Here is a 23,445-nt window from a genome sequence, read left to right as displayed (position 1 = left end):
CTTCTTCATTGTTCATGTTTAACGTGCCGGCGGGACGCCGCCCGGCACAGTGGGGTTTCGGCAAATGAACGAACTCATGAAGATTCTGGGTCAGTCTGGTCAGTCAGGCACGTTTGACCAGATCCGCATCCAGCTCGCCTCCAGTGAGCAGATCCGCTCATGGTCCTATGGCGAGATCAAAAAACCGGAGACGATCAACTACCGTACCTTCAAGCCGGAGCGTGACGGGTTGTTCTGTGCCCGGATTTTTGGTCCGACCAAGGATTACGAGTGCCTCTGTGGCAAGTACAAGCGGATGAAGTTCCGTGGAATCGTCTGTGAGAAGTGCGGTGTCGAGGTGACGCTGGCCAAGGTCCGCCGTGAGCGGATGGGCCATATCGACCTTGCTTCACCTGTCGCTCATATCTGGTTCCTGAAGTCCCTGCCGAGCCGCATTGCCACGATGCTGGACCTGCCGCTCAAGGATGTTGAGCCGGTCCTGTATTTCGAGAAGTTCCTGGTGCTCGACAAGGGCGTCTGCGAGTCCGATCAGGTCGAGTCCTACAAGCACGGCAAGCGTCGTGACCAGTATCTGCTGGATGAAATCCGTTGCGAAGAGCTGATGGATGAATTCGCTGATGACGGTCTGGATGTCGGTATCGGTGCCGAGGCCATCAAGCGTGCGCTGTCCAGCTATGACTGGGGTCTGCCGAACGCTCAGGAGGCCGAGCTGAGCCGTGCTGCCCGGGAGCGTGGCGAGCCGGATCCGTTCGATTACGACGCCGAGGTGATGGACGGCGATTCGGAAAAGACGGTCATGCGCAAGAAGTTGCGCAAGGCGACATCCGAGGCGGCCCGCAAGAAGCTGGTCAAACGCCTCAAGATGGTCGAATCCTTCGTCGAGAGTGGTGCCCGTCCGGAATGGATGATCATGGACATCGTGCCTGTGATTCCGCCGGAGCTGCGTCCGCTCGTGCCGCTGGATGGTGGGCGTTTCGCCACCTCCGACCTGAATGACCTGTATCGCCGTGTCATCAACCGTAACAACCGTCTGAAGCGGCTGATCGAGCTGCGTGCGCCAGACATCATTGTCCGCAATGAAAAGCGCATGCTGCAGGAAGCCGTTGATGCGCTGTTCGACAATGGCCGCCGTGGCCGTGCCATCACCGGGGCCAACAAGCGTCCGCTGAAGTCCCTGTCCGACATGCTGAAGGGGAAACAGGGCCGCTTCCGTCAGAACCTGCTCGGCAAGCGTGTGGACTATTCTGGCCGATCCGTGATCGTGGTGGGGCCGGAGCTGAAGCTGCATCAGTGTGGTCTTCCCAAGAAGATGGCGCTGGAGCTGTTCAAGCCCTTTATTTATTCCAAGCTGGAGAAGTACGGGCACGCCACGACCATCAAGGCCGCAAAGCGGATGGTCGAGAAAGAGCGTCCGGAAGTCTGGGATATTCTCGAAGAGGTCATCCGTGAACATCCGGTGATGCTGAACCGTGCGCCGACCCTGCACCGTCTCGGCATCCAGGCGTTTGAGCCTAGCCTCGTGGAAGGCAAGGCCATCCAGCTGCACCCGCTGGTCTGCACCGCCTTCAATGCGGACTTTGACGGTGATCAGATGGCCGTGCACGTACCGCTTTCGCTGGAAGCCCAGCTGGAAGCCCGTGTGCTGATGATGTCCACCAACAACATCCTCAGCCCGGCCAACGGCAAGCCGATCATTGTGCCTTCCCAGGACATCGTGCTTGGCCTGTACTATCTGAGCCTCGAGGTGCCCGAGTACCGTCTGACGCCGGATGAAGCCGAGATCAAGGATGGCAAGGTCATCAAGGCGGCTCCGCCTGCCTATGCGGCCGTGGCCGAGATTGAGGCGGCCCTGCTTTCCGGTGCGCTGAAGCTTCATGACAAGATCCGTCTGCGTCTGGATGCTCAGGATGAGGAAGGCAAGCCGGTCCGTCAGATGATCCTGACGACACCGGGTCGCGCCCTGATTGCCCAGATCCTGCCGAAGCATCCGGCCATTCCGTTCAGCCTGATCAATCGTCAGCTGACGAAGAAGCTGGTGTCCGACGTGATTGATACCGTGTATCGTCACTGCGGGCAGAAAGAGGCTGTTATTTTCTGTGACCGTCTCATGGCTCTTGGTTTCCGCCACGCTGCCAAGGCTGGCATCTCCTTCGGCAAGGACGACATGATCGTTCCAGCCGAAAAGACCACTCTGGTCAACAAAACCACCGAAGAGGTGAAGGAGTTCGAGCAGCAGTATCAGGAAGGTCTGATCACCGCTGGTGAGCGCTATAACAAGGTGGTGGATGCCTGGTCCCGCTGTACGGATGAAGTGCAGGCGGCCATGCTCAAGGAGATTTCCAAGCAGGTACCGGGCAAGCCGACAAACTCTGTCTGGATGATGAGCCATTCCGGGGCCCGTGGGTCACCGGCCCAGATGAAGCAGCTTGCCGGTATGCGCGGCCTGATGGTGAAGCCGTCTGGTGAGATCATCGAGCAGCCGATTGTGGCCAACTTTAAAGAAGGTCTGTCAGTTCTCGATTACTTCACGTCCAGCCATGGTGCCCGTAAGGGGCTGGCTGATACGGCGCTGAAGACCGCCAACTCTGGTTACCTGACACGTCGTCTTGTCGACGTGGCGCAGGACTGCATCATTACCGAAACTGATTGCGGTAGCGAGCGTGGCCTCGTTGTCCGTGCGGTGACGGATAGCGGTGAGGTCGTGGCTTCTCTGGCAGAGCGTGCCCTCGGGCGGACCCTGTCCCAGGATGTGTTCCATCCGATGACGGGTGAGAAACTGCTGGAGCGCAACCGTCTGCTGGAAGAAGCTGATGTCGAGATGCTCGAAGGTGCCGGGATTGAAGCGGTGGAAATTCGCTCCGTCCTGACCTGTGACAGCAAGGCGGGCATCTGCGCCCATTGTTATGGCCGTGATCTGGCCCGTGGTACGCCGGTCAACATCGGTGAAGCCGTTGGCGTGATCGCTGCCCAGTCCATCGGTGAGCCGGGAACGCAGCTGACGATGCGTACCTTCCACATTGGTGGTGCGGCGACCCGTGGTGCCGAGCAGTCCATGGTCGAGGCCTTCCGTGACGGCAAGGTGACCATCCGTAACCGCAACGTCGTCCAGAATTCCCAGAACGTTCCTGTGGTCATGTCCCGGAACTGTGAGATTCTGCTGATTGACGAAACCGGGGCGGAGAAGGCCCGCTACCGTGTGCCTTACGGTGCCCGCCTGATGGTGTCCGAAGGGCAGGAGGTCAAGCGTGGTGACAAGATGGCAGAGTGGGATCCCTACACGCTGCCGATCATCACGGAGCAGGCTGGGACGGTCGAATATCAGGACCTGATCGACAGCATCACGCTGGTCGAGCGGGTTGACGAGGTGACCGGTCTGACCTCACGTGTTGTCGTGGACTATAAGCAGGCCGCCAAGGGTGTTGATCTGCGTCCCCGCCTCCAGCTCAAGGATGCGGATGGCAATGTGGTCCGTCTCGCCAATGGCAACGAGGCCCGCTACTTCCTGTCTCCTGACAGTATTCTGTCCGTGGAGAATGGGGCCGTGGTCCATGCCGGTGACGTGCTGGCCCGTATTCCGCGCGAGGGTTCCAAGACCCGTGACATTACCGGTGGTCTGCCACGTGTGGCCGAGCTGTTCGAAGCCCGCCGTCCGAAGGACCATGCGATCATTGCCGAAGGTGATGGCCGCATCGAGTTCGGCAAGGACTACAAGTCGAAGCGTTGTGTCATCGTACATAATGACGAGACGGGTGAGCGGACGGATTACCTGATACCCAAAGGCAAGCATATTTCCGTGCAGGAAGGTGACTTTGTCCAGAAGGGTGACCCGCTGGTCGATGGTCCCCGTGTGCCGCATGACATCCTCAAGGTCATGGGGATGGAAGCCCTGTCCGACTATCTGGTCAATGAGATTCAGGACGTCTATCGCCTGCAGGGCGTGAAGATCAACGACAAGCATATTGAAGTGATCGTCCGTCAGATGTTGCAGAAGGTTGAGGTTCTGGAGCCGGGTGATTCCACCTATCTCATTGGTGAGACTGTAGACCGGATCGAGTTCGAGCGGGACAACAGGATGCTTCTGGAGCAGGGGCGTGAGCCGGCAAAGGCCATGCCGATCCTTCAGGGTATTACCAAGGCGTCTCTACAGACGCAGTCCTTCATCTCTGCGGCCTCCTTCCAGGAGACTACGCGTGTGCTTACCGATGCTGCCACATCTGGCAGAATCGATACGCTTGGTGGCCTGAAGGAGAATGTGATCGTGGGCCGTCTCATCCCGGCAGGGACGGGCGGTGCCATGCGGCGTCTGCGTAATCTTGCAGCAGACCAGGCCCCGGCTCGCCTCGATAAGGGGAGAGCTGAGGTGGAAGACGCTGCTGAGTGAGGAATTCTGGGGTCAAGCCTCTCTGTTATGGCAGAGAGGCTTGACTCTCGGGCCAACCCAACTTAGGGTCCGCGCCTTAGACAGTTCCCGCCTGTTAAGGTGAAGGAATCGTCCCAGAATAAAAAATAGCATCTGGCACTACTTTTGTTTCTTGGAAAAAAAGGTTAAGTCCAGAGGCAAGTAGCTTTGGAGGAGGGAAGATTCTTTCCTTTCTTCTGTGCAATCGTGCGAAGACAGGCGGTTCAGCCGCATGTCGGTTAGAACGGAATGTCGTGGCGGGGGTTTCCCCGTCAGCATATGGACAAGGATTGGGAAGGGCGCATGCCGACCATCAACCAGTTGATCGCAAAGGGCCGTGAGCCGGCCGCAAAGCGGAACAAGGTTCCTGCTCTGCAGGGATGTCCGCAGAAGCGTGGTGTTTGCACACGTGTTTATACTGTAACGCCGAAAAAACCGAACTCCGCCCTGCGTAAGGTCGCCAAGGTGCGTCTGACCAACGGGTATGAGGTGGTGAGCTATATTCCGGGTGAGGGGCACAACCTCCAGGAGCATAGCGTTGTTCTGATCCGTGGTGGTCGCGTGAAGGATCTTCCCGGTGTGCGTTACCACATTCTTCGTGGTGTGCTGGATACGCAGGGTATCGCAAAACGCCGTCAGCGCCGTTCGCTGTATGGCGCAAAGCGGCCGAAATAAGGGGTATTTGGAATGAGTCGCCGTCATCGCGCTGTCAAGCGTGAGATCCTTCCCGATCCAAAATTCGGAGATGCCGTCATTACGCGCTTCATGAATGCGCTGATGTATGATGGTAAGAAATCTACTGCTGAACGCATCGTTTATGGAGCGCTGGAAGTGCTGCGTAAGCGTGGCGGGTCTTCTGCGGACCCGGTGGCCATGTTCCACTCAGCACTGGATAATGTAAAGCCGGCCGTTGAGGTCCGTTCCCGCCGTGTTGGTGGTGCGACCTATCAGGTTCCGGTAGAGGTTCGTGCAGAACGCCGTCAGGCGCTGGCTATCCGCTGGCTGATTGAGGCGTCCCGCAAGCGTGGTGAGAACACCATGCAGGACCGTCTTTCCAATGAGTTGATGGACGCGGTGAACAACCGCGGTGCAGCCGTCAAGAAGCGGGAAGACACTCACCGTATGGCTGAAGCCAATAAGGCATTCAGTCATTATCGCTGGTAATTTTTACCGGTAATAAGGCTTCTGGCCATTTTCTGGTTTCCAGAGTGGCCAGCATGAAGTTTCAGTCATACCTCTGGCCCCTGTGGGTCAAGGTTTTGGAGAGAGACGATGGCAAAGGCTAAATTTGAGCGTACAAAGCCGCATGTTAACATCGGCACGATTGGTCACGTTGACCATGGTAAGACCACGCTGACGGCTGCAATCACAAAGACACTGGCTGAGACCGGTGGTGCAACCTTCAGTGCTTATGACCAGATCGACAAGGCTCCTGAAGAGCGCGCTCGTGGTATTACGATTTCCACAGCTCACGTTGAGTATGAGACGGAAAACCGTCACTACGCTCACGTGGACTGCCCCGGCCACGCTGACTATGTGAAGAACATGATCACCGGTGCGGCCCAGATGGATGGCGCCATTCTGGTTGTCTCCGCTGCTGACGGCCCGATGCCGCAGACACGTGAGCACATCCTGCTGGCCCGTCAGGTCGGTGTGCCGGCTCTGGTGGTCTTCCTGAACAAGGTTGACCAGGTTGACGATCCGGAGCTGCTGGAGTTGGTGGAGATGGAAGTTCGTGAGCTTCTGTCCTCCTACGACTTCCCTGGTGACGATATCCCCATCGTCAAGGGTTCTGCTCTGGCCGTTCTGGAAGATGGTAACCCGGCACAGGGCAAGGAAGCCATCCTGGAGCTGATGAAGGCTGTTGACAGCTACATCCCGCAGCCGGAGCGTCCGGTTGACCGTCCGTTCCTGATGCCGATCGAAGACGTGTTCTCCATCTCTGGGCGTGGTACGGTTGTGACTGGCCGTGTCGAGCGTGGTGAAGTCAACGTCGGTGACGAGGTCGAGATCGTTGGTCTGCGTCCTACCGTCAAGACGACAGTTACGGGCGTCGAGATGTTCCGCAAGCTGCTGGATCGCGGTGAAGCTGGTGACAACATCGGTGCTCTGCTGCGTGGCACGAAGCGCGAAGATGTTGAGCGTGGTCAGGTTCTGGCAAAGCCGGGCACCATCACCCCGCACAGCAAGTTCAAGGCTGAGGCCTACATCCTGACGAAGGAAGAGGGTGGCCGTCATACGCCGTTCTTTACCAACTATCGTCCGCAGTTCTACTTCCGTACGACGGACGTGACGGGTGTTGTGACCCTGCCGGAAGGCACCGAGATGGTGATGCCGGGTGATAACGCTACCATGGATGTCGAGCTGATTGCTCCGATCGCCATGGACGAAGGTCTCCGCTTCGCTATTCGTGAAGGTGGCCGTACAGTGGGTGCCGGCGTGGTGGCTTCCATCAGCGCCTAAGTCCCTGCTGACTTCGGAATCTGGTGCCCCGGTCGAATTTTTTTCGGCCGGGGTTCCATTTCTAGGAGAAATGCAGTAGGACGGCATCCGGTTTATTAAGGATGAAGTGAAATCATGGACGACCAGAACATCCGCATTCGCCTTAAAGCGTATGATCATCGCGTGCTGGATAACAGCACGAAAGAGATCGTCAATACGGCGAAGCGTACGGGTGCGCGGGTTCGGGGTCCCATCCCCCTGCCGACGCATATTGCCCGGTTTACTGTGAATCGTTCACCGCATGTGGATAAGAAGAGCCGCGAGCAGTTCGAAATGAGAACGCACCGCCGGCTGCTCGACATTGTCGAGCCGACCCCGCAGACCGTGGACGCCCTCATGAAGCTCGATCTCGCCGCTGGCGTAGATGTCGAGATTAAACTCTAAGGTCCAGACGATGCGTACCGGATTGATTGCAAAAAAGCTGGGGATGACCCGGCTCTTTAAAGAAGACGGCACACATGTGCCGGTGACGGTGCTGCACCTTGATGCTGTCGAGGTTGTGGATGCCCGTACACAGGAGCGTGATGGCTATACAGCTGTCCAACTTGGTATGGGGGCTGCAAAGGCCAAGCACGTCACAAAAGCGAACCGTGGGCATTTTGCCCGTGTGAAGGTTGAGCCCAAGAAGAAGCTGGCCGAGTTCCGTGTGGCAGAGGATGCCCTGCTGGAACCGGGGACGAAGCTTTCTGCTGCCCATTTCGTAGTTGGTCAGAAAGTGGATGTCACGGGCCGCAGCAAGGGTAAAGGTTTTGCTGGTGTCATGAAGCGCCACAACTTTGCCGGTCTTGAGGCGACACACGGCGTGTCCATCAGTCACCGTTCTCACGGCTCTACAGGTCAGCGCCAGGATCCTGGCAAGGTCTTCAAGGGCAAGAAGATGGCTGGTCACCTCGGTGACAAGCGCGTGACAACACAAAACCTCGAAATTGCTGCTGTGGATGAAGAGCGTAACCTGATCATGGTGCGCGGTGCTATCCCAGGTGCCAAGAACAGTGTTGTTCTGGTTCGCGATGCAATCAAGAAGGCCCGTAATGCGGACGCGCCATATCCGGCAGCGACCGTTGAGGCCGCCGGGTGAGGGATATGGAATACGATATCAAAACCCTCGAAAACGGAAGTGCCGGTAAAATCGCACTGCCGGAAGAGATTTTCGGGATTGTTCCCCGCAAGGACATCATGGCCCGCGTCGTGAACTGGCAGCTTGCCAAACGTCGTGCTGGCACACACGCAACAAAAGGCAGGGGTGTCGTTTCTGGCACAACCAAGAAGCCGTATCGCCAGAAGGGGACAGGTTCTGCCCGTCAGGGCTCTCTGAGAGCTCCGCAGTTCCGTACCGGTGGTGTTGTGCATGGTCCGGTCGCCCGTGATCATGGTTTCGACCTGCCCAAGAAGGTGCGTCGTCTCGGGCTGCGCTCTGCCGTTTCCCAGAAGGCTTCTGAAGGCAAGCTGATCATCCTGAAGGATCTGGCTGGCGTTGAGAAGACTCGTGAGGCTGCTGCCCGTCTGAAGGCTCTTGGCTGCTCGTCTGCGCTGATCGTGGATCAGGTTGCTGACCAGCCGTTTGCCCGTGCGATTGCCAATCTGCCCAAGATCGATCTCCTGCCCACGATCGGGGCAAATGTTTATGATATTCTCAAGCATGATGTGCTGGTGATTACCCACGCTGCTCTTGAGGGTCTCAAGGAGCGTCTGGCATGACAACGAAAACAGTTCTGAATGCACGCAAGGCGGCTGCTGGCCTGTCTCAGGAAGCTCTGTTTGATGTGCTGCGTGCACCGCTGATCACTGAAAAGGCAACCATGGCTTCTGAGAAGAACCAGGTTGTGTTCAAGGTGGCTCTGGAAGCAACGAAGCCGCAGATCAAGGTCGCTGTCGAGAAGCTTTTCAACGTCAAGGTGGCTGGTGTCAGCACCCTGATCCAGAAAGGTAAGACAAAGCGCGTCAAAGGTCGTCCGGGTCGCCGTTCTGACATCAAGAAGGCGTATGTCCAGCTTGCTGAAGGTCAGTCAATTGACCTCACAGCGAAGCTTGGTTGAGGCGCGGGGTAAGATACCATGGCATTGAAGCACTTTAATCCCACGACACCAAGCACTCGTGGTACCGTGCTGATTGACCGGAGCGAGCTCTGGAAGGGCAAGCCCGTCAAGCAGCTTACGGAAGGCAAGAACAAGACTGGTGGCCGTAACAACTACGGGCGTACAACCGTACGCTTCCGTGGCGGCGGGCACAAGCAGTCCTACCGTTATGTTGATTTCAAGCGTCGCAAGTTCGATGTTGTCGGCACGGTCGAGCGTCTGGAATATGACCCGAACCGTACGGCCTTCATCGCACTGGTCCGCTATGAGGATGGTGAGCTGGCCTATATCCTGGCTCCGCAGCGCGTGAAGGCTGGTGACCGTGTGGTTGCTGCCCATCATGCTGACGTCCGTCCGGGCAACGCCATGCCGCTGGCTTCCATGCCGGTTGGTACGATCATCCACAACATCGAGCTGAAGCCCGGTGCTGGTGGCAAGCTGGCCCGTTCGGCTGGCAACTATGCCCAGCTCGTTGGCAAGGATGCCGGTTACGCACAGATCAAGCTGCAGTCCGGTGAGCTGCGTATCGTGCGTGCCGAGTGCATGGCAACTGTTGGTGCGGTTTCCAACCCGGACAACATGAACCAGCACTTTGGTAAGGCAGGTCGTCGTCGCTGGATGGGGCGTCGTCCACACAACCGTGGTGTGGTCATGAACCCCGTCGACCATCCGCATGGTGGTGGTGAGGGTCGTACCTCTGGTGGCCGTCATCCTGTCACACCGTGGGGTGTGCCGACCAAGGGCTACAAGACCCGTACCAACAAGAAGACGGACAGCCTGATTATCCGTCGTCGTAAAACCGGCAAGTAAGAGAGGGGCATAGAAGATGGCACGTTCCGTCTGGAAAGGCCCGTTCGTCGACGGGTATCTGTTTGGCAAGGCTGAGAAGGCCCGTGCATCGGGCCGGAATGAGGTGATCAAGATTTGGTCCCGTCGTTCCACCATCCTGCCGCAGTTCGTCGGGCTGACGTTCGGCGTCTATAATGGTCAGAAGTTCCTGCCTGTGCAGGTGACGGAGCATATGGTCGGTCATAAGTTTGGTGAGTTCTCACCCACCCGTACTTATACCGGTCATGGTTCCGATAAGAAGTCGAAGCGAGGCTGAGCATGAGTAAGCCTAAGCATATCCGTACCCTGGCTGATACAGAGGCACAGGCTGTTGCCCGCAACATCCGTGTCAGCCCACGCAAGCTGAATCTGGTTGCTGCCACGATCCGCAACCAGCCGGCAGGCAAGGCAATCGCTGCGCTGACGTTCTCCCGTCGCCGTATCGCCCAGCAGGTCAAGAAGGCTCTTGAGAGTGCCGTGGCCAATGCAGAAAACAATCATCAGCTTGATGTTGACAAGCTGGTGGTGAAGACTGCTGAGGTTGGCAAGTCGATCGTGATGAAGCGCTTCCATGCACGGGGCCGTGGTCGTTCTGCTCGTGTTGAGAAGTTTTTCAGCCACCTGAAGATTGTTGTTGCTGAGCGCGCTGAAGCTGAGGAAGCTCCGAAGGCCGGCAAGAACTCAAAAGAGCAGAAGGCAGCCTGATCTATGGGACATAAGGTTAATCCGATCGGGCTTCGGCTCGGTGTCAATCGTACATGGGACAGCCGCTGGTATGCAGGCGGGGATTATGCCCGTCTGCTCCATGAGGATCTGAAGCTGCGCTCTTTCCTGCGCAAGAAGCTTTCGGGTGCTGGTGTTTCCCGTGTGGTCATCGAACGTCCTGCCAAGAAGCCTCGTGTGACGATCTACGCCGCACGTCCTGGCGTGATCATCGGCAAAAAGGGTCAGGACATTGATGCCCTGCGCAAGACCCTCAGCGCCATGGCCAAGGCTGATGTCGCTTTGAATATTGTCGAGATCCGCAAGCCGGAAATCGATGCGACTCTGGTGGCAGACAACATCGCCCAGCAGCTGGAGCGCCGTGTGGCCTTCCGCCGTGCGATGAAGCGCTCCATCCAGTCTGCAATGCGTCTGGGTGCCCAGGGTATCCGCGTGACATGCAGTGGACGTCTTGGTGGCGCCGAGATCGCTCGTGACGAGCAGTATCGTGAGGGTCGTGTACCGCTGCATACGCTGCGTGCCGACATCGACTATGGGACTTCTACAGCGCACACCACTTACGGTTCCTGCGGCGTGAAGGTCTGGATCTTCAAGGGTGAGATCCTGGCTCACGACCCGATGGCCCAGGACCGTCGTGCTGCGGAGCAGGCTCCTCAGCGTTAAGGGGCGGGGGGGCTTCCCCCGTCTTTTATCCGAGGTGCTTGATGTGAGGATAGAAAATCATGCTTTCTCCAAAGCGGACAAAGTTTCGTAAGGCCCACAAGGGCCGCATTCATGGGATGGCCAAGGGCGGTACGCAGCTGAATTTCGGTGCGTATGGTCTGAAGGCTCTGGAGCCTGAGCGTATCACGGCTCGTCAGATCGAGGCATCCCGTCGTGCCATCACGCGTGCCATGAAGCGTGCCGGACGTGTCTGGATTCGTATTTTTCCTGACACTCCGGTCTCGACAAAGCCGGCAGAAGTGCGTATGGGTTCCGGTAAAGGTAACCCCGAGTACTGGGCAGCCCGTGTGAAGCCGGGTCGTATCCTCTTCGAAATTGAAGGGGTGCCGCCGGAGGTTGCTCGCTTGGCTCTTAGCTTGGCAGCTGCAAAACTGCCGATCAAGACCAAGTTCATTCAGCGTATCGGGGAGGCTTGAGAATGGCTGAGACGACCTATAAGGTTGCCGAGCTGCGCGCAAAGAGCGAGGATGAGCTCAAGGCTCTCCTGCTGGATCTGAAGCGTGAGCAGATCAACCAGCGTTTCTCTGCGGCTACAGGCCAGTCCGAGAACACCAGCCGTGTCAGGATCGTGCGTCGTGCTGTCGCCCGCATCAAGACACTGCTGAACCAGTCGAAGAACCGTGCGGGCGCAAAAACGTCCGCCGCCAAGTCCTGAGAGGAGACGGACGATGCCCAGGCGCGTCCTGACAGGGCGGGTGACAAGTGACAAGATGGACAAGACGGTGACCGTTCTTGTTGATCGTCGTGTCATGCATCCGCTCTATAAAAAGTTTATCCGCCGTTCCAAGAAGTATGCAGCGCATGATGGCGCCAATGCATGCAAGGTTGGTGATGTGGTCCGCATCGTTGAGTGCGCACCTCTCTCCAAGCGTAAGACGTGGACGGTCGTTTCCCGTAATGGAGTCGATGTTGCCGAGGCCGCTTCGACTTCTGTCGGCGCATAAGGGGGTAGACACATGATTCATCCCGAGACCAACCTTGACGTAGCTGACAACTCCGGTGCACGTCGGGTGCAGTGCATCAAAGTGCTGGGTGGCTCCAAGAGGAAGACCGCCTCGGTCGGCGACATCATTGTCGTATCCGTCAAGGAAGCAATTCCCCGCGGGAAGGTGAAGAAGGGTGACGTCCATCAGGCTGTCATCGTTCGCACATCTTACCCGGTGCGTCGTGCAGATGGCTCCGCCATCCGCTTTGACCGGAACGCTGCTGTCCTGCTGAACAAGCAGCAGGAGCCGATTGGTACGCGTATTTTTGGCCCGGTTGTTCGTGAGCTGCGTGCCCGCAAGTTCATGAAGATCATCTCCCTGGCTCCGGAGGTGCTGTAATGGCTGCACGTATCAAAAAAGGTGATCAGGTTCTGGTCCTGACAGGGCGTTCCCGCGGTGTGCGTGGGGAAGTCCTTTCCGTTCTGCCGAAGGTGGAAAAGGCTGTGGTGCGTGGCGTGGCTGTTGCCAAGCGCCACTCCAAGCCGAACCGTATGGGCGAGGGTGGCGGCATCATCGAGCGTGAGATGCCTGTTCATCTGTCCAATCTGAAGCTGATCGACCCGAAGAGTGGTAAGCCGACCCGTGTTGGTTTCCGTGTTCTGGAAGATGGTCGCAAGGTCCGTGTTGCCAAGGTGACCGGCGAAGTGATCGAAGGCTGAGGAGCGAACGATGAGCGATAACAAGAGTGCCGTTCTGCCCCGTCTGCAGCAGGAATATCAGGACAAGCTCCGCGCCAAGCTGCGTGAGCAGTTCGGGTATAAGAGCGACATGCAGATCCCCAAACTGGAGAAAATTGTCCTGAACATGGGGGTCGGTGAGGCTGCTGCTGACCAGAAGAAGCTGGATGCCGCTGTTGAAGAGATGGCTCTGATCTCTGGTCAGAAGCCGGTCAAGACTGTGGCACGCAAGGCTGTTGCGGGCTTCCGTATTCGTGAAGGGCTGCCGATCGGTTGTAAGGTAACGCTGCGCAAGGCTCGCATGTACGAGTTCCTGGATCGTCTGGTGACGATCGCCATGCCGCGTATCCGTGACTTCCGCGGTCTTCCGGCGAACAAGGGCTTTGATGGCCGTGGCAATTTTGCCATGGGTCTGAAAGAGCAGATCGTGTTCCCGGAAATTGATTATGACAGGGTTGATGCCATCCGTGGTATGGACATCATCTTTGTGACAACGGCAAAAACTGATGAAGAAGCGAAGGCTCTTCTGAAGGCATTTGATCTGCCGTTCGTGTCCTGAGCGACAATTTTTCGTATCAATCACGGGAAAATGGACTTTCCCCCTTCACATGAGGGGGGAGTTTCCGTTACAAGTCCGGTGATTGGAAAACCGTCGGGATAGGCCTGACAGGTTCCGGGAGAAGATTCGAGATGGCGAAAGTCTCTGCGGTGAACCGTAATAATCGTCGTGCTGCCATGGCGCAGCGTGACCTTGAAAAGCGGACCGCTCTCAAAAATACTATCAAGAACCGCTCTCTCTCCATGGAGGAGCGCTTCGAAGCGACACTTAAACTGGCCAAGCTGCCGCGTAATGGGTCCCAGACCCGTGTGCGCCTGCGTTGCAAACTGACCGGTCGTCCCCGTGGGAACTACCGCAAGTTTGAACTGTGCCGTATTGCTCTGCGTGACCTTGCTTCTACGGGGCAGATCCCCGGCATGGTCAAGTCCAGCTGGTAAAAGGGTAGTCTGAATGTCTATGTCTGATCCTTTGGGTGATATGCTCACCCGGGTCCGTAACGCTCAGCGTGCCCGCCATGCTGCCTGCGTTGCTCCGGCGTCCAAGCTGCGTGCCAGTGTTCTTGAAGCACTGAAACGCGAAGGATATATCCGCGGTTACACGACCGAGGAAGTCCGCAAGGGCATTTCCCAGTTCCGTATCGAGCTGAAGTACACAGATGGTCAGCCGGTGATCCGCGAGATTCATCGCGTGTCCCGTCCGGGTCGCCGTGTGTACTCCAAAATCAAAGAGCTGCCGCGTGTTTATGCTGGTCTGGGTGTTTCCATCCTCTCCACGCCGCGCGGTGTTCTTTCAGACGTCGAGGCTCGGGCTGCCAATGTTGGTGGCGAGATCCTCTGCCGCGTCTTCTAAGGAGGGAATATGTCTCGCGTAGGTAAATATCCTATTGACCTCCCCGCAGGCGTGGAAGCAGCTGTCAAGGACGGTATGTTCTGCGTCAAGGGTAAACGTGGTGAGCTTAGCGTGCCGGTATCTTCTCATGTTGATGTGAAGATTGCCGACGGCAAGGTTACCGTGTCTCCGCTGGGTGGTCGTACCAACAAGAGCTGGACGATGTGGGGGACATCCCGTGCGGTGTTCGCCAACATGATCAAAGGTGTCTCTGAGGGCTTCCAGAAGGGGCTTGAGATCCAGGGTACGGGTTTCCGTGCTGCTGTTCAGGGTTCCAATCTGGTCATGAACCTCGGTTTCTCTCACGATGTGATCTATCCGATCCCGTCCGATGTGAAAATCACGACGCCCCGCCCGACAGCCATTCTGGTTGAAGGTAACGACAAGCAGCGCGTTGGTCAGGTAGCTCTGGATATCCGCAGCTTCCGCAAGCCCGAGCCTTACAAGGGCAAGGGTGTCCGGTATGAGACCGAAGTTCTGCGTCAGAAAGAAGGTAAGAAGAAGTAATGGCATCGCTGCAAGGATTGCAGGAACGCCGCCGCAAGCGGCTGCGTTTCCAGCTTCGTCGCAAGAGCGGCGGCCGGCCGCGTTTGTCGGTCTTCCGTTCCAGCAAGAATATCCACGTCCAGGTCATCGACGATGCCCGTGGAATTACGCTGGCCAGCGCCTCTACGCTTGAGAAGAGTGTTCGTGAAGCCGGTAAAACGGGTGCGAATATCGCAGCAGCTACCGTTATCGGTAAGCTCGTTGCCGAGCGCGCTGTCAAGGCTGGGGTCAAGGAAGTCGTGTTCGACCGTGGCTCCTATCTCTATCATGGCCGGGTGAAAGCCCTGGCAGAGGCTGCCCGTGAGGGCGGGCTGTCTTTCTAAGGAGGATCACACATGGCACGTGAGCCAAGAGAAGGCGGCCGTGGTGGTCGTGAGCGCGAGCAGGGTGATGAGCTGGTTGACAAGCTGGTAACCATCAACCGTGTCGCCAAGGTTGTTAAGGGTGGTCGGCGTTTCGCCTTCGCGGCTCTGGTCGTTGTTGGCGACCAGAAGGGTCGTGTCGGTTACGGTGCTGGCAAGGCCCGTGAGGTGCCGGAAGCCATTCGTAAGGCAACCGAGCGCGCCCGTCGCAACATGATCCGTGTACCGATGAAAGAAGGCCGGACTCTGCATCATGATGCAGTGGGCCATTTCGGTGCTGGTGAGGTTGTCGTTCGTGCAGCTGAGGCTGGTACGGGGATCATCGCTGGTGGTCCGATCCGTGCTGTCTTCGAGAGCCTGGGCATCAGCGACGTTGTTGCCAAGAGCCTCGGGACCCGGAACCCGCACAACATGATCAAAGCTGCTTTCAACGCTCTTGAGCGTGCAAGCAGCCCGCGTCAGGTTGCGGCCCGCCGTGGCAAGAAGACATTCGAGCTGTTCGGACGTCGTGAGCAGTCAGAGACGGAGGCTGCCAATGTCTGAGACAAAAGGCAAGACAATCCGGGTGACGCAGATCGCTTCTGTGATCGGTTCCAAACCGGGTCAGGCGGAAACGGTGAAGGGGCTGGGCCTGCGTGGCATCGGTTCCAGCCGTGAGCTGGAGGATACCCCTTCTGTCCGTGGCATGATCCGCAAGGTGTCCCACCTGGTGAAGGTGGAGGGTTGATATGAACCTGAATGAATTGCGCGACAACGCCGGGGCACGCTATCACAAGAAGCGTCTCGGGCGTGGTATCGGTTCCGGCAAGGGCAAGACCTCCGGAAAGGGTCACAAAGGTCAGAAGGCACGCTCCGGCGTGGCCATCAATGGCTTTGAGGGTGGTCAGCTGCCGATCTATCGCCGTATGCCGAAGCGTGGCTTCGTCAACATTTTCCGCAAGGAATATGCTGCGGTGAATATCGGTGCAGTGAGCAAGGCTCTGGAGGCTGGCAAGCTTTCCGCCTCTGCTCCTGTGACGGAAGAAGCACTGTACCAGGCTGGTCTGGTCGGTAGCCGCAAGGTTGCTGGTGTGCGTCTTCTGGCAAAAGGTGAACTGTCTCAAGGCGTGAACTTTGAAGTGTCCGGTGCTTCTGCTGCTGCTGTGGCTGCAGTGGAGAAGGCCGGTGGCTCTGTGAAGGTTCTGGCCGCAAAGAAGGATGCTCAGGCTGAAGCCTGAGCCTGTCCTGCCCAGCCTGCTGGGACGACGGTGAACTAGTGAACAGCGTCCCGTACGATGTGCGGTGGCGCTGTTTTCATGAAAGGACGGGGAGATGGCTTCTGCCGCAGAACAGCTGGCCGGTAACCTGAATATGGGTGCCTTTGCGAAGGCGACGGAGCTGAAAAAACGGATCTGGTTCACGCTGGGTGCGTTGATTGTTTATCGACTGGGAACATTCATCCCGGTTCCGGGGATTGATGCCTCTGTGCTGGGGCAGCTTGTTGGGGAGCAGCAGGGTGGCATCCTGGGCATGTTTGACATGTTCACGGGTGGCGCTTTGGGGCGCATGACCATTTTTGCTCTCAACATCATGCCCTACATCAGTGCATCCATCATCATCCAGCTTCTTTCCACGGCTTTGCCTTCCATGGAAGCGCTGAAGAAAGAAGGGGAGAGTGGGCGCAAAAAACTGAACCAGTATACCCGTTATCTGACGGTGCTGATCGCCATCGTGCAGGCCTATGGCTTTGCCATGGGGCTGAGCAGCATGCACACGCAGGCAGGGCTCAGTGCTGTCATCTCGCCGGGTCCGACTTTCCTCGTCTCTTATGTCGTGATGCTGGTAACGGGAACCCTGTTCCTGATGTGGCTGGGTGAGCAGATAACCTCCCGGGGTATCGGGAACGGTATTTCCCTGATCATTTTCTCGGGTATCGTGGCCAACCTGCCTCATGCGCTGGGGAGCCTGCTGGAGCTGGGACGTACTGGCGCGCTGTCTCCGGTTTTTGTCGTGGTTTTCCTGCTGCTGGCGCTGGCTGTCATTGCCTTCATCGTGTTCATGGAGCAGGCACAACGGCGTGTCGTGATCCAGTATCCCAAGAGGCAGGTGGGTAACCGCATTTATGGTGGCGATTCCACGCACATGCCGCTGAAGGTCAATACAGCCGGGGTCATCCCGCCGATCTTTGCATCATCCGTTCTGCTGGTGCCGGCAACGCTGTCAGGCTTCATGCATAACAATGGTGGATTTCTGGGGCATGTCGGGCAGTGGCTTTCCCAGGGGCAGCCACTTTACATGGCATTTTATGCCTTCATGATCGTCTTTTTCTCCTATTTCTATGCTGCGGTAACCTTCAATCCTGAAGAGACAGCTGAGAATTTGAGAAAGCAGGGTGGTTTTGTACCGGGTATCCGGCCGGGTGCGAATACGGCCCGTTATTTTGACCGGATTCTCTCAAGGCTGACGACTATCGGTGCCGCCTACATGGTGCTGGTCTGTCTGCTGCCGCAGTTCCTGATCAACAAATATAATGTGCCGTTCTATTTTGGGGGAACCAGTCTGATCATCATTGTCTCCGTGACGATCGATACGGTCACACAGGTCCAGTCCCATCTGGTGGCCCATCAGTATCAGGGGCTCATCCGCAAGCAGCGTGGCCGGAAGGGAGCCCGTGGCCGGGCGGGCAAGGAAAGAAGGAACTTACGGTGAACATCATTCTTCTTGGCCCGCCGGGTGCGGGCAAAGGGACACAGGCAAAACGTCTTGAAGACAGCCGGGGCATGAAGCAGATCTCAACAGGGGACATGCTTCGTGCCGAGGTGAAGGCGCAGTCACCGATTGGTGTGGAGGTGAAGGCGTTGATGGAGAAGGGGCATTTTGTTCCTGATCCGATCATCGTTCAGATGATTGAAAACCGTATCGCTCAGCCTGACTGTGGAAAGGGTGTCATCCTTGATGGTTTCCCGAGGACTGAAAGCCAGGCAGAGATTCTGGACTCCATGCTGAAGGAGCAGGGGCTTAAGATTGATGCAGTCATTCTTCTGGAGGTCAGTGAGGAAGCGCTGGTGAAGCGTCTGTCTGAACGGCAGCATGAAGATGGCTCTCGCAGGGCTGACGATCATCCTGAGGTGATCCATGCCCGGCTGGAGATGTACCGGAAGCAGACGGCCCCCATCCTGCCCTATTATGAGCAGAACGGTCGTCTGAACCGCATTGATGGTATGCAGGATGTCGAAACAGTCGGGAGGGCGATTGATGCCATTCTCGATCGGGCAGGCTCCTGAATGAATGAGCTGATCACGAAAAAGTGATCTTTATGGTTTGACTTGTCTGGCAGGGCAGTATATTCGCCCAGCATAAGGTGAGCGTACGGCCCTGATGGTGGGGCTGGAATCGTTCTGGGGACCGACGCCGGTGAGCGGCCATGGTCCGGTCAGACAAAGATTTTTGTAAACACGGCTTTGGGCCGTGTGGATGGGAGAATTGGCGTGGCACGTATTGCCGGCGTAAACATTCCGACCAACAAGCGGGTGGTCATCGGTCTGCGCTATGTTTATGGCATTGGTCCTTCGAGCGCACAGGCTATCTGTGAGAAGCTCGGTATCGACAATGCCAAGCGCGTGAATGAGCTGTCTGATGATGAGGTGACGAAGATTCGTGACCTGATCGATAGCGATTATCGTGTGGAGGGTGATCTCCGTCGTGAGACGGCGATGAACATCAAGCGTCTGATGGACCTTGGCTGCTATCGTGGCCTGCGTCATCGTCGTGGTCTGCCGGTTCGTGGTCAGCGTACGCATACCAACGCCCGTACCCGCAAGGGTAAGGCTGTTGCCATTGCAGGTAAGAAGAAGGCAACGCGCTGATAGGCGCCGCTTCTTTCACCCTATCGCAGATTTAATAGGACAAGCATACTATGGCCAAGGCTGCCGCACCGCGTATCCGTAAGAAGGAACGTAAAAACATCATTTCCGGTGTTGCTCACGTTCTTTCCACCTTCAATAACACGATGATCACGATTGCTGATGCCCAGGGCAACGCCATCGCTTGGTCCTCCTCCGGCGCACAGGGTTTCAAGGGCTCCCGCAAGTCCACCCCGTATGCAGCTCAGGTTGCTGCCGAGGATGCAGGGCGCAAGGCCCGCGAGCATGGCATGGAAACGCTGGAGATTGAGGTTTCCGGTCCTGGTTCAGGGCGTGAGAGCGCTCTGCGTGCCCTTCAGGCTGTCGGGTTCACGATCACATCCATCCGCGACATGACGCCGGTGCCGCATAACGGTTGCCGTCCGCGCAAGCGTCGCCGCGTCTGATCTGGACGCAAAAATCTGGTAGGTCTGGCTGTCACGAATGGATGGTGCAGCCAGATTGACCTTGGTGAGTTCGTACCGCACGACAGTGCGGGCCTGGCACCGCCATCCTGTGGCGGGCTTCGTTGTTTGAAAGGCCATGATCTTGGTTCTCCAGAAAAATTGGCAGTCTCTCATCAAACCGGAGAAGCTTGAAGTCGAGCCTGGCCCGGTTCCTTCCCGTATGGCAACCATCGTTGCAGAGCCGCTTGAGCGTGGCTTTGGCCTGACGATGGGCAACGCCCTGCGTCGTATTCTTCTTTCCTCCCTTCAGGGTGCTGCTGTTACGGCCATCCAGATTGACGGGGTCCTTCACGAATTCTCATCCGTTGCGGGTGTGCGTGAGGATGTGACCGACATCGTGCTGAATGTGAAGCAGCTTGCTTTGCGCATGCATGGTGAGGGCCCGAAGCGTATGGTTCTCACGGCAACAGGGCCGGGAGAAGTGAAGGCTGGGCAGATTCAGACGGGCCATGACATTGAGATCATGAATCCGGAGCTGGTGATCTGCACGCTTGACGATGATGTCAAGCTTGGCATGGAATTCACGGTGAACATGGGCAAGGGTTATGTCCCTGCTTCTGCCAACCGTCCGGATGATGCACCGATCGGGCTGATCCCCATTGATGCGATCTATTCGCCGGTGCAGCGTGTGTCTTACAAGGTGGAGCCGACCCGTGTTGGACAGGTCACCGACTATGACAAGCTGTTGCTGAGTGTCGAGACAAACGGAGTCGTCACTCCGGAAGACGCACTGGCACTGGCTGCCCGCATCATGCAGGATCAGCTTCAGCTCTTCATCAATTTCGATGAGCCGCGTCCGGTTCAGAATGAAGAGCCGCAGGATGATCTGCCGTTCAGCCGTCACCTTCTGCGTAAGGTGGATGAGCTTGAGCTTTCCGTGCGTAGCGCAAACTGCCTGAAGAACGACAATATTGTGTATATTGGCGACCTCGTGCAGAAGAGCGAGCAGGAAATGCTGCGGACTCCGAATTTTGGTCGTAAGTCGCTGAATGAGATCAAGGAAGTGCTCACAGGCATGGGGCTTTCGCTGGGGATGAATGTCCCGGCCTGGCCGCCGGAGAGCATCGAGGATCTGGCCCGGCGTCTCGACGAGACATTCTAAGAACCCCGGCTGGGAAGTTCGGGTAGAAGGATTAGGGAAACAACATGCGTCATAATCTGAGCGGACGTAAACTTGGCGTCACCTCCACTCATCGCGCTGCGATGTTCCGCAACATGGCTGTTGCGCTCATCAAGCATGAGCAGATCTCCACGACTCTGCCGAAGGCCAAAGAGCTTCGCCCGGTTGTCGAGAAGCTGATCACGCTGGGTAAGCGTGGCACACTTCATGCACGTCGTCAGGCTTTTGCCCAGCTGCGTGATGATGCCATCGTCACCAAGCTCTTCTCTGAGCTGAGCAAGCGTTATGCAGGCCGTGCAGGTGGCTACAGCCGTGTGCTGAAGGCTGGCGTCCGCTATGGCGACAATGCCGACATGGCCGTGATTGAGCTGGTCGAGCGTGATGTCGAGGCCAAGGGCAAAGATAGCGGCCCTGTTCAGAAAGAAGATCAGGAAGCTGCTTGAGCTTTTTCTCCAATGGGAGAATAAAGGAAAGGTCGGTGCCATCAGGCATCGGCCTTTTTTCACGGGGTAAGAGTACCCGATAGAAAAGCAGGTAATGCCATGAGTTCTAATCTGAAAGACGTAAGCAGCCCGATTCTGGGGATGGTGCAGGACGTAATTGAGGATCTGGTAATGGACCATCCTTGGGGATGGACTGGATTTGCTTTTTTCGTAGGGATACTTTTGGGCCGAAAGAAGAAGCCTTGTCAGGAGCAGCAGCCTTCCTGAAGGCACGGGACAGAATCATGTCCTCGTGGAAAGGCGTCTCTCTCCCCAGAGGAGAGGGCGCCTTTTTTGATGCGGTCAGTTTTTGTCTTTCTGGATGAAGCTGGGCAGGAAGGGATTGTCAGTCTGGAGGGAATCCTTGCTGGGGAGCTGGTCTGTGCTCCAGCCGCCACCAATATCGGTGATGAGGCGGATGACACTGTTGAGGCGCTGCTGCTGTATCTGAAGGCGGGATTCTTCATATTGCAGGGCTGTCTGCTGCGCCGTGATGACAGTGGTGTATATCTGTGTTCCGGCCAGATACTCGTTCATGGAGACTTCCACGGCCCGCTGTGCGCTCTCTACAGCCTGATTCTGGTAGGTCATCTGGTCGCCGAGATAATGCAGGTTGGAGAGCTGGTCCTCCGTATCCTGCAGGGCCTTCAGCACGACCTGTCTGTAATTGGCAACAGCGTTGTCGTAGTCGGCTTCGGCTTCCCGTACGGCAGCGGAACGGGCCCCACCATTGAAGAGGGTCTCGCTGGCGGCTGCACCGAGCGACCATGTGCGTGTTGCCAGCTGGATCAGATGCTGGATAGGATTTCCGCTGTAGCCATAGCTGGCTGACAGGGTGATCTGCGGATAGAAGGCCCCGATCTCGTACCCGATTTCAGCATTGTATCCTTCCATTTCCCGCTCGGCCTGGGCGATGTCTGGTCGCCTTTGCAAAAGGTCGGAGGGGAGGAACTGTGGAATGGGTGGCAGCGTGAAGGGCAGCGGTGCATGGGGAATGGTCAGGTCAGCCGGAGGACGGCCGATCAGTACGGCTATGGCATGCTCGTATTGGGCACGGGCCACATGGGCGTTGGCCAGACTGGCCTGGGTTGATTCCAGCTGGTATTTGGCCTGTAGCACGCTGGTGGGGTCGGCGACACCGGCGGCCAGCTGGTTGCTGAGAATCTCCAGATTATGCTGGTATAGGCCGACATTGCGTGTGAAGAGGTCAATCAGGCTGTCCTGATAACGCAGGTTCATATAATCGGTGGCCAACTCCAGCTGGTAGGAGAGCTGCATGTTGGCCAGCAGGGCTGCGCTGGACTGTGTCGAGCTGACCTGCTGTTCTATCTGCCGCCGGATCATGCCCCAGACGTCAATCGTCCAGCTGGCACTGGGCCCCATGGTCCAGGTGTTGGTGGTGTTGACGAAGGTATGGGGTTCGGCATTCAGGCCGCTGATGGTCCTGCCCCCGCTGGAATTGCGGTTGAAGCCGAATTTGCCGTTGAGGGTAGGGAAAAGGCTGGCCCGCACGGAGTCGATCATGGCCCGTGCTTTGCGGTATTGCGCCTCATACTGCTTCAGGCTCTGGTTGGAACGGCTGACTTCCTCTTCCAGTCCGTTCAGCGTGGGATCATTGAAAACGGTCCACCAGTTTCCCTTGGGCATGTTGCTCATGGCCGGATTGGCTTTTGTCCAGCCCTCAGGTGGAGGGGCTTCTTTGAAGCGTGAGGAGATGATCGCTTTTGGCCGGTGATAATCCGGCCCGACCATGCAGCCCCCCAGTGTAGCAAGCAGGCCTGTTGTCAGAACGGCAGAGCGAAGGGCACGAAAGGGAAGCGACATGAAAATCCGGGCGTGATGATGGATAAGGTAATGTGTTGTGTGAGGAGGTGTTATATCAGATGGAGGCATGTTCATGAGCATTATTACGTTTTTGGAATAAAGAATATCAGCGAGCTGAGGGAAGCCCGGTAAGGTGCTAGCGGTATCTTGTGGGGAAAGAAAGGCAGGATGTGATGTTTTGCATGACTGAGCCAGGATGGTAAAAGATGTGCAGTAGAATTTTTAACAAGCTCAGCCTGTCTGAATGTGGTGTGATGACAGGTCTGTATGTGGATGCCTATTCCTTCCGTCACAGGTCTGTCGGTCCCCACGCATGGCTGAATTTATGATTTCTTCATCGGTTTGATCCAAAAAAGAATATATAAGATACGATGCATACAACCATCAGGTATTTCAGTCTTTC

The 23,445-nt window shown here is 57.0% G+C and carries 32 protein-coding genes; 31 read left to right on the top strand and 1 reads right to left on the bottom strand.

Features of this window, described 5'->3' with window-relative positions; translation table 11 throughout:
- Nucleotides 1-64 precede the first annotated feature (64 nt).
- The 31 genes from rpoC (at nucleotide 65) to rplQ (ending at nucleotide 21,179) form a co-directional block, all read left to right on the top strand.
- Nucleotides 65-4,381 carry a DNA-directed RNA polymerase subunit beta' gene (gene rpoC, locus GM608_RS06345; RefSeq protein WP_043557824.1) on the top strand — a complete coding sequence of 1,439 codons (4,317 nt, stop codon included), beginning with the start codon at nucleotides 65-67 and terminating at the stop codon, nucleotides 4,379-4,381.
- A 321-nt stretch (nucleotides 4,382-4,702) separates the two neighbouring features.
- Entirely contained in the window at nucleotides 4,703-5,074 is a 372-nt protein-coding gene (rpsL, locus tag GM608_RS06340) for a 30S ribosomal protein S12 (protein ID WP_023979007.1), read from the top strand.
- A gap of 12 nt (nucleotides 5,075-5,086) precedes the next feature.
- Nucleotides 5,087-5,563 carry a 30S ribosomal protein S7 gene (gene rpsG, locus GM608_RS06335; protein ID WP_043557827.1) on the top strand — a complete coding sequence of 159 codons (477 nt, stop codon included), beginning with the start codon at nucleotides 5,087-5,089 and terminating at the stop codon, nucleotides 5,561-5,563.
- 108 nt (nucleotides 5,564-5,671) lie between these two features.
- The gene (gene tuf, locus GM608_RS06330; RefSeq protein WP_043557828.1) at nucleotides 5,672-6,862 is read left to right on the top strand and encodes an elongation factor Tu; all 1,191 of its coding nucleotides are present in this window, start codon (nucleotides 5,672-5,674) and stop codon (nucleotides 6,860-6,862) included.
- Nucleotides 6,863-6,976: 114 nt separating this feature from the next.
- Nucleotides 6,977-7,285, top strand: coding sequence for a 30S ribosomal protein S10 (gene rpsJ / locus GM608_RS06325; RefSeq protein ID WP_018980179.1), 309 nt, complete (start codon nucleotides 6,977-6,979; stop codon nucleotides 7,283-7,285).
- 10 nt (nucleotides 7,286-7,295) lie between these two features.
- The gene (gene rplC, locus GM608_RS06320; protein ID WP_043557830.1) at nucleotides 7,296-7,979 is read left to right on the top strand and encodes a 50S ribosomal protein L3; all 684 of its coding nucleotides are present in this window, start codon (nucleotides 7,296-7,298) and stop codon (nucleotides 7,977-7,979) included.
- 5 nt (nucleotides 7,980-7,984) lie between these two features.
- The gene (gene rplD, locus GM608_RS06315; RefSeq protein WP_043557831.1) at nucleotides 7,985-8,599 is read left to right on the top strand and encodes a 50S ribosomal protein L4; all 615 of its coding nucleotides are present in this window, start codon (nucleotides 7,985-7,987) and stop codon (nucleotides 8,597-8,599) included.
- A gap of 41 nt (nucleotides 8,600-8,640) precedes the next feature.
- The gene (locus GM608_RS06310; protein WP_181005181.1) at nucleotides 8,641-8,937 is read left to right on the top strand and encodes a 50S ribosomal protein L23; all 297 of its coding nucleotides are present in this window, start codon (nucleotides 8,641-8,643) and stop codon (nucleotides 8,935-8,937) included.
- An 18-nt stretch (nucleotides 8,938-8,955) separates the two neighbouring features.
- Nucleotides 8,956-9,786: a 50S ribosomal protein L2 gene (rplB, locus tag GM608_RS06305; protein WP_081562856.1), complete on the top strand. Its 831-nt coding sequence runs from the start codon at nucleotides 8,956-8,958 to the stop codon at nucleotides 9,784-9,786.
- Nucleotides 9,787-9,802: 16 nt separating this feature from the next.
- Nucleotides 9,803-10,081 carry a 30S ribosomal protein S19 gene (gene rpsS, locus GM608_RS06300; RefSeq protein ID WP_043557836.1) on the top strand — a complete coding sequence of 93 codons (279 nt, stop codon included), beginning with the start codon at nucleotides 9,803-9,805 and terminating at the stop codon, nucleotides 10,079-10,081.
- Between the two features lie 2 nt (nucleotides 10,082-10,083).
- A complete protein-coding gene (gene rplV / locus GM608_RS06295; protein WP_043557837.1) occupies nucleotides 10,084-10,509 on the top strand; it encodes a 50S ribosomal protein L22 in 426 nt (141 codons plus the stop codon).
- A gap of 3 nt (nucleotides 10,510-10,512) precedes the next feature.
- Entirely contained in the window at nucleotides 10,513-11,190 is a 678-nt protein-coding gene (gene rpsC / locus GM608_RS06290; protein ID WP_043557839.1) for a 30S ribosomal protein S3, read from the top strand.
- Between the two features lie 59 nt (nucleotides 11,191-11,249).
- Nucleotides 11,250-11,666, top strand: coding sequence for a 50S ribosomal protein L16 (rplP, locus tag GM608_RS06285; RefSeq protein WP_043557840.1), 417 nt, complete (start codon nucleotides 11,250-11,252; stop codon nucleotides 11,664-11,666).
- Nucleotides 11,667-11,668: 2 nt separating this feature from the next.
- Entirely contained in the window at nucleotides 11,669-11,905 is a 237-nt protein-coding gene (rpmC, locus tag GM608_RS06280; RefSeq protein WP_043557842.1) for a 50S ribosomal protein L29, read from the top strand.
- A 13-nt stretch (nucleotides 11,906-11,918) separates the two neighbouring features.
- Entirely contained in the window at nucleotides 11,919-12,194 is a 276-nt protein-coding gene (gene rpsQ, locus GM608_RS06275; protein ID WP_043557843.1) for a 30S ribosomal protein S17, read from the top strand.
- 12 nt (nucleotides 12,195-12,206) lie between these two features.
- Nucleotides 12,207-12,575: a 50S ribosomal protein L14 gene (rplN, locus tag GM608_RS06270; RefSeq protein ID WP_043557844.1), complete on the top strand. Its 369-nt coding sequence runs from the start codon at nucleotides 12,207-12,209 to the stop codon at nucleotides 12,573-12,575.
- Nucleotides 12,575-12,895: a 50S ribosomal protein L24 gene (gene rplX, locus GM608_RS06265; RefSeq protein ID WP_081562857.1), complete on the top strand. Its 321-nt coding sequence runs from the start codon at nucleotides 12,575-12,577 to the stop codon at nucleotides 12,893-12,895. Before rplN ends, rplX begins: the two co-directional genes overlap by 1 nt.
- 10 nt (nucleotides 12,896-12,905) lie before the next feature.
- Nucleotides 12,906-13,472, top strand: a complete 567-nt coding sequence (rplE, locus tag GM608_RS06260) for a 50S ribosomal protein L5 (protein WP_043557848.1) — start codon at nucleotides 12,906-12,908, stop codon at nucleotides 13,470-13,472.
- A 131-nt stretch (nucleotides 13,473-13,603) separates the two neighbouring features.
- Nucleotides 13,604-13,909, top strand: coding sequence for a 30S ribosomal protein S14 (rpsN, locus tag GM608_RS06255; RefSeq protein WP_043557849.1), 306 nt, complete (start codon nucleotides 13,604-13,606; stop codon nucleotides 13,907-13,909).
- A gap of 13 nt (nucleotides 13,910-13,922) precedes the next feature.
- Nucleotides 13,923-14,321, top strand: coding sequence for a 30S ribosomal protein S8 (gene rpsH, locus GM608_RS06250; protein WP_043557850.1), 399 nt, complete (start codon nucleotides 13,923-13,925; stop codon nucleotides 14,319-14,321).
- Between the two features lie 9 nt (nucleotides 14,322-14,330).
- Complete coding sequence (rplF, locus tag GM608_RS06245) at nucleotides 14,331-14,867, top strand: 50S ribosomal protein L6 (protein ID WP_043557852.1); 537 nt, start codon at nucleotides 14,331-14,333, stop codon at nucleotides 14,865-14,867.
- Nucleotides 14,867-15,229, top strand: a complete 363-nt coding sequence (gene rplR, locus GM608_RS06240) for a 50S ribosomal protein L18 (protein WP_043557853.1) — start codon at nucleotides 14,867-14,869, stop codon at nucleotides 15,227-15,229. Before rplF ends, rplR begins: the two co-directional genes overlap by 1 nt.
- Before the next feature lie 12 nt (nucleotides 15,230-15,241).
- Entirely contained in the window at nucleotides 15,242-15,811 is a 570-nt protein-coding gene (rpsE, locus tag GM608_RS06235) for a 30S ribosomal protein S5 (protein WP_043557855.1), read from the top strand.
- Nucleotides 15,804-15,995, top strand: a complete 192-nt coding sequence (rpmD, locus tag GM608_RS06230) for a 50S ribosomal protein L30 (RefSeq protein WP_043557856.1) — start codon at nucleotides 15,804-15,806, stop codon at nucleotides 15,993-15,995. The genes rpsE and rpmD overlap by 8 nt, the downstream gene beginning before the upstream one ends.
- A gap of 1 nt (nucleotide 15,996) precedes the next feature.
- Nucleotides 15,997-16,485: a 50S ribosomal protein L15 gene (rplO, locus tag GM608_RS06225; protein ID WP_043557858.1), complete on the top strand. Its 489-nt coding sequence runs from the start codon at nucleotides 15,997-15,999 to the stop codon at nucleotides 16,483-16,485.
- 94 nt (nucleotides 16,486-16,579) lie between these two features.
- Nucleotides 16,580-17,956: a preprotein translocase subunit SecY gene (gene secY / locus GM608_RS06220; RefSeq protein ID WP_043557860.1), complete on the top strand. Its 1,377-nt coding sequence runs from the start codon at nucleotides 16,580-16,582 to the stop codon at nucleotides 17,954-17,956.
- A complete protein-coding gene (locus GM608_RS06215) occupies nucleotides 17,953-18,531 on the top strand; it encodes an adenylate kinase (RefSeq protein WP_043557861.1) in 579 nt (192 codons plus the stop codon). The genes secY and GM608_RS06215 overlap by 4 nt, the downstream gene beginning before the upstream one ends.
- A gap of 204 nt (nucleotides 18,532-18,735) precedes the next feature.
- A complete protein-coding gene (rpsM, locus tag GM608_RS06210) occupies nucleotides 18,736-19,113 on the top strand; it encodes a 30S ribosomal protein S13 (RefSeq protein WP_043558318.1) in 378 nt (125 codons plus the stop codon).
- A gap of 50 nt (nucleotides 19,114-19,163) precedes the next feature.
- On the top strand, nucleotides 19,164-19,556 hold the full coding sequence (rpsK, locus tag GM608_RS06205) for a 30S ribosomal protein S11 (RefSeq protein WP_043557862.1): 393 nt from the start codon (nucleotides 19,164-19,166) through the stop codon (nucleotides 19,554-19,556).
- 142 nt (nucleotides 19,557-19,698) lie between these two features.
- Nucleotides 19,699-20,718 (top strand): DNA-directed RNA polymerase subunit alpha, encoded by a 1,020-nt coding sequence (locus GM608_RS06200; protein ID WP_043558320.1) that lies wholly within the window; start codon nucleotides 19,699-19,701, stop codon nucleotides 20,716-20,718.
- A 44-nt stretch (nucleotides 20,719-20,762) separates the two neighbouring features.
- Nucleotides 20,763-21,179, top strand: a complete 417-nt coding sequence (gene rplQ, locus GM608_RS06195; protein ID WP_043557864.1) for a 50S ribosomal protein L17 — start codon at nucleotides 20,763-20,765, stop codon at nucleotides 21,177-21,179.
- A 342-nt stretch (nucleotides 21,180-21,521) separates the two neighbouring features.
- Here the strand turns inward: rplQ and GM608_RS06190 are convergent, their stop codons facing one another.
- The gene (locus tag GM608_RS06190; RefSeq protein WP_043558323.1) at nucleotides 21,522-23,042 is read right to left on the bottom strand and encodes an efflux transporter outer membrane subunit; all 1,521 of its coding nucleotides are present in this window, start codon (nucleotides 23,040-23,042) and stop codon (nucleotides 21,522-21,524) included.
- Between the last annotated feature and the right edge of the window lie 403 nt (nucleotides 23,043-23,445).

The organism is Bombella sp. ESL0380, from assembly GCF_009725805.1.
Classification (GTDB): Bacteria; Pseudomonadota; Alphaproteobacteria; order Acetobacterales; family Acetobacteraceae; genus Bombella; species Bombella apis.
Note: the sequence above shows the minus strand (reverse complement) of the source record. Positions and strands in the feature narration are given on the sequence as shown.

Coding starts and splice junctions, on each gene's coding strand:
- rpoC (WP_043557824.1), top strand. CDS start 65: ATGAACGAACTCATGAAGATTCTGGGTCAGTCTGGTCAGTCAGGCACG.
- rpsL (WP_023979007.1), top strand. CDS start 4,703: ATGCCGACCATCAACCAGTTGATCGCAAAGGGCCGTGAGCCGGCCGCA.
- rpsG (WP_043557827.1), top strand. CDS start 5,087: ATGAGTCGCCGTCATCGCGCTGTCAAGCGTGAGATCCTTCCCGATCCA.
- tuf (WP_043557828.1), top strand. CDS start 5,672: ATGGCAAAGGCTAAATTTGAGCGTACAAAGCCGCATGTTAACATCGGC.
- rpsJ (WP_018980179.1), top strand. CDS start 6,977: ATGGACGACCAGAACATCCGCATTCGCCTTAAAGCGTATGATCATCGC.
- rplC (WP_043557830.1), top strand. CDS start 7,296: ATGCGTACCGGATTGATTGCAAAAAAGCTGGGGATGACCCGGCTCTTT.
- rplD (WP_043557831.1), top strand. CDS start 7,985: ATGGAATACGATATCAAAACCCTCGAAAACGGAAGTGCCGGTAAAATC.
- rplB (WP_081562856.1), top strand. CDS start 8,956: ATGGCATTGAAGCACTTTAATCCCACGACACCAAGCACTCGTGGTACC.
- rpsS (WP_043557836.1), top strand. CDS start 9,803: ATGGCACGTTCCGTCTGGAAAGGCCCGTTCGTCGACGGGTATCTGTTT.
- rplV (WP_043557837.1), top strand. CDS start 10,084: ATGAGTAAGCCTAAGCATATCCGTACCCTGGCTGATACAGAGGCACAG.
- rpsC (WP_043557839.1), top strand. CDS start 10,513: ATGGGACATAAGGTTAATCCGATCGGGCTTCGGCTCGGTGTCAATCGT.
- rplP (WP_043557840.1), top strand. CDS start 11,250: ATGCTTTCTCCAAAGCGGACAAAGTTTCGTAAGGCCCACAAGGGCCGC.
- rpmC (WP_043557842.1), top strand. CDS start 11,669: ATGGCTGAGACGACCTATAAGGTTGCCGAGCTGCGCGCAAAGAGCGAG.
- rpsQ (WP_043557843.1), top strand. CDS start 11,919: ATGCCCAGGCGCGTCCTGACAGGGCGGGTGACAAGTGACAAGATGGAC.
- rplN (WP_043557844.1), top strand. CDS start 12,207: ATGATTCATCCCGAGACCAACCTTGACGTAGCTGACAACTCCGGTGCA.
- rplX (WP_081562857.1), top strand. CDS start 12,575: ATGGCTGCACGTATCAAAAAAGGTGATCAGGTTCTGGTCCTGACAGGG.
- rplE (WP_043557848.1), top strand. CDS start 12,906: ATGAGCGATAACAAGAGTGCCGTTCTGCCCCGTCTGCAGCAGGAATAT.
- rpsN (WP_043557849.1), top strand. CDS start 13,604: ATGGCGAAAGTCTCTGCGGTGAACCGTAATAATCGTCGTGCTGCCATG.
- rpsH (WP_043557850.1), top strand. CDS start 13,923: ATGTCTATGTCTGATCCTTTGGGTGATATGCTCACCCGGGTCCGTAAC.
- rplF (WP_043557852.1), top strand. CDS start 14,331: ATGTCTCGCGTAGGTAAATATCCTATTGACCTCCCCGCAGGCGTGGAA.
- rplR (WP_043557853.1), top strand. CDS start 14,867: ATGGCATCGCTGCAAGGATTGCAGGAACGCCGCCGCAAGCGGCTGCGT.
- rpsE (WP_043557855.1), top strand. CDS start 15,242: ATGGCACGTGAGCCAAGAGAAGGCGGCCGTGGTGGTCGTGAGCGCGAG.
- rpmD (WP_043557856.1), top strand. CDS start 15,804: ATGTCTGAGACAAAAGGCAAGACAATCCGGGTGACGCAGATCGCTTCT.
- rplO (WP_043557858.1), top strand. CDS start 15,997: ATGAACCTGAATGAATTGCGCGACAACGCCGGGGCACGCTATCACAAG.
- secY (WP_043557860.1), top strand. CDS start 16,580: ATGGCTTCTGCCGCAGAACAGCTGGCCGGTAACCTGAATATGGGTGCC.
- rpsK (WP_043557862.1), top strand. CDS start 19,164: ATGGCCAAGGCTGCCGCACCGCGTATCCGTAAGAAGGAACGTAAAAAC.
- rplQ (WP_043557864.1), top strand. CDS start 20,763: ATGCGTCATAATCTGAGCGGACGTAAACTTGGCGTCACCTCCACTCAT.
- GM608_RS06190 (WP_043558323.1), bottom strand. CDS start 23,042: ATGTCGCTTCCCTTTCGTGCCCTTCGCTCTGCCGTTCTGACAACAGGC.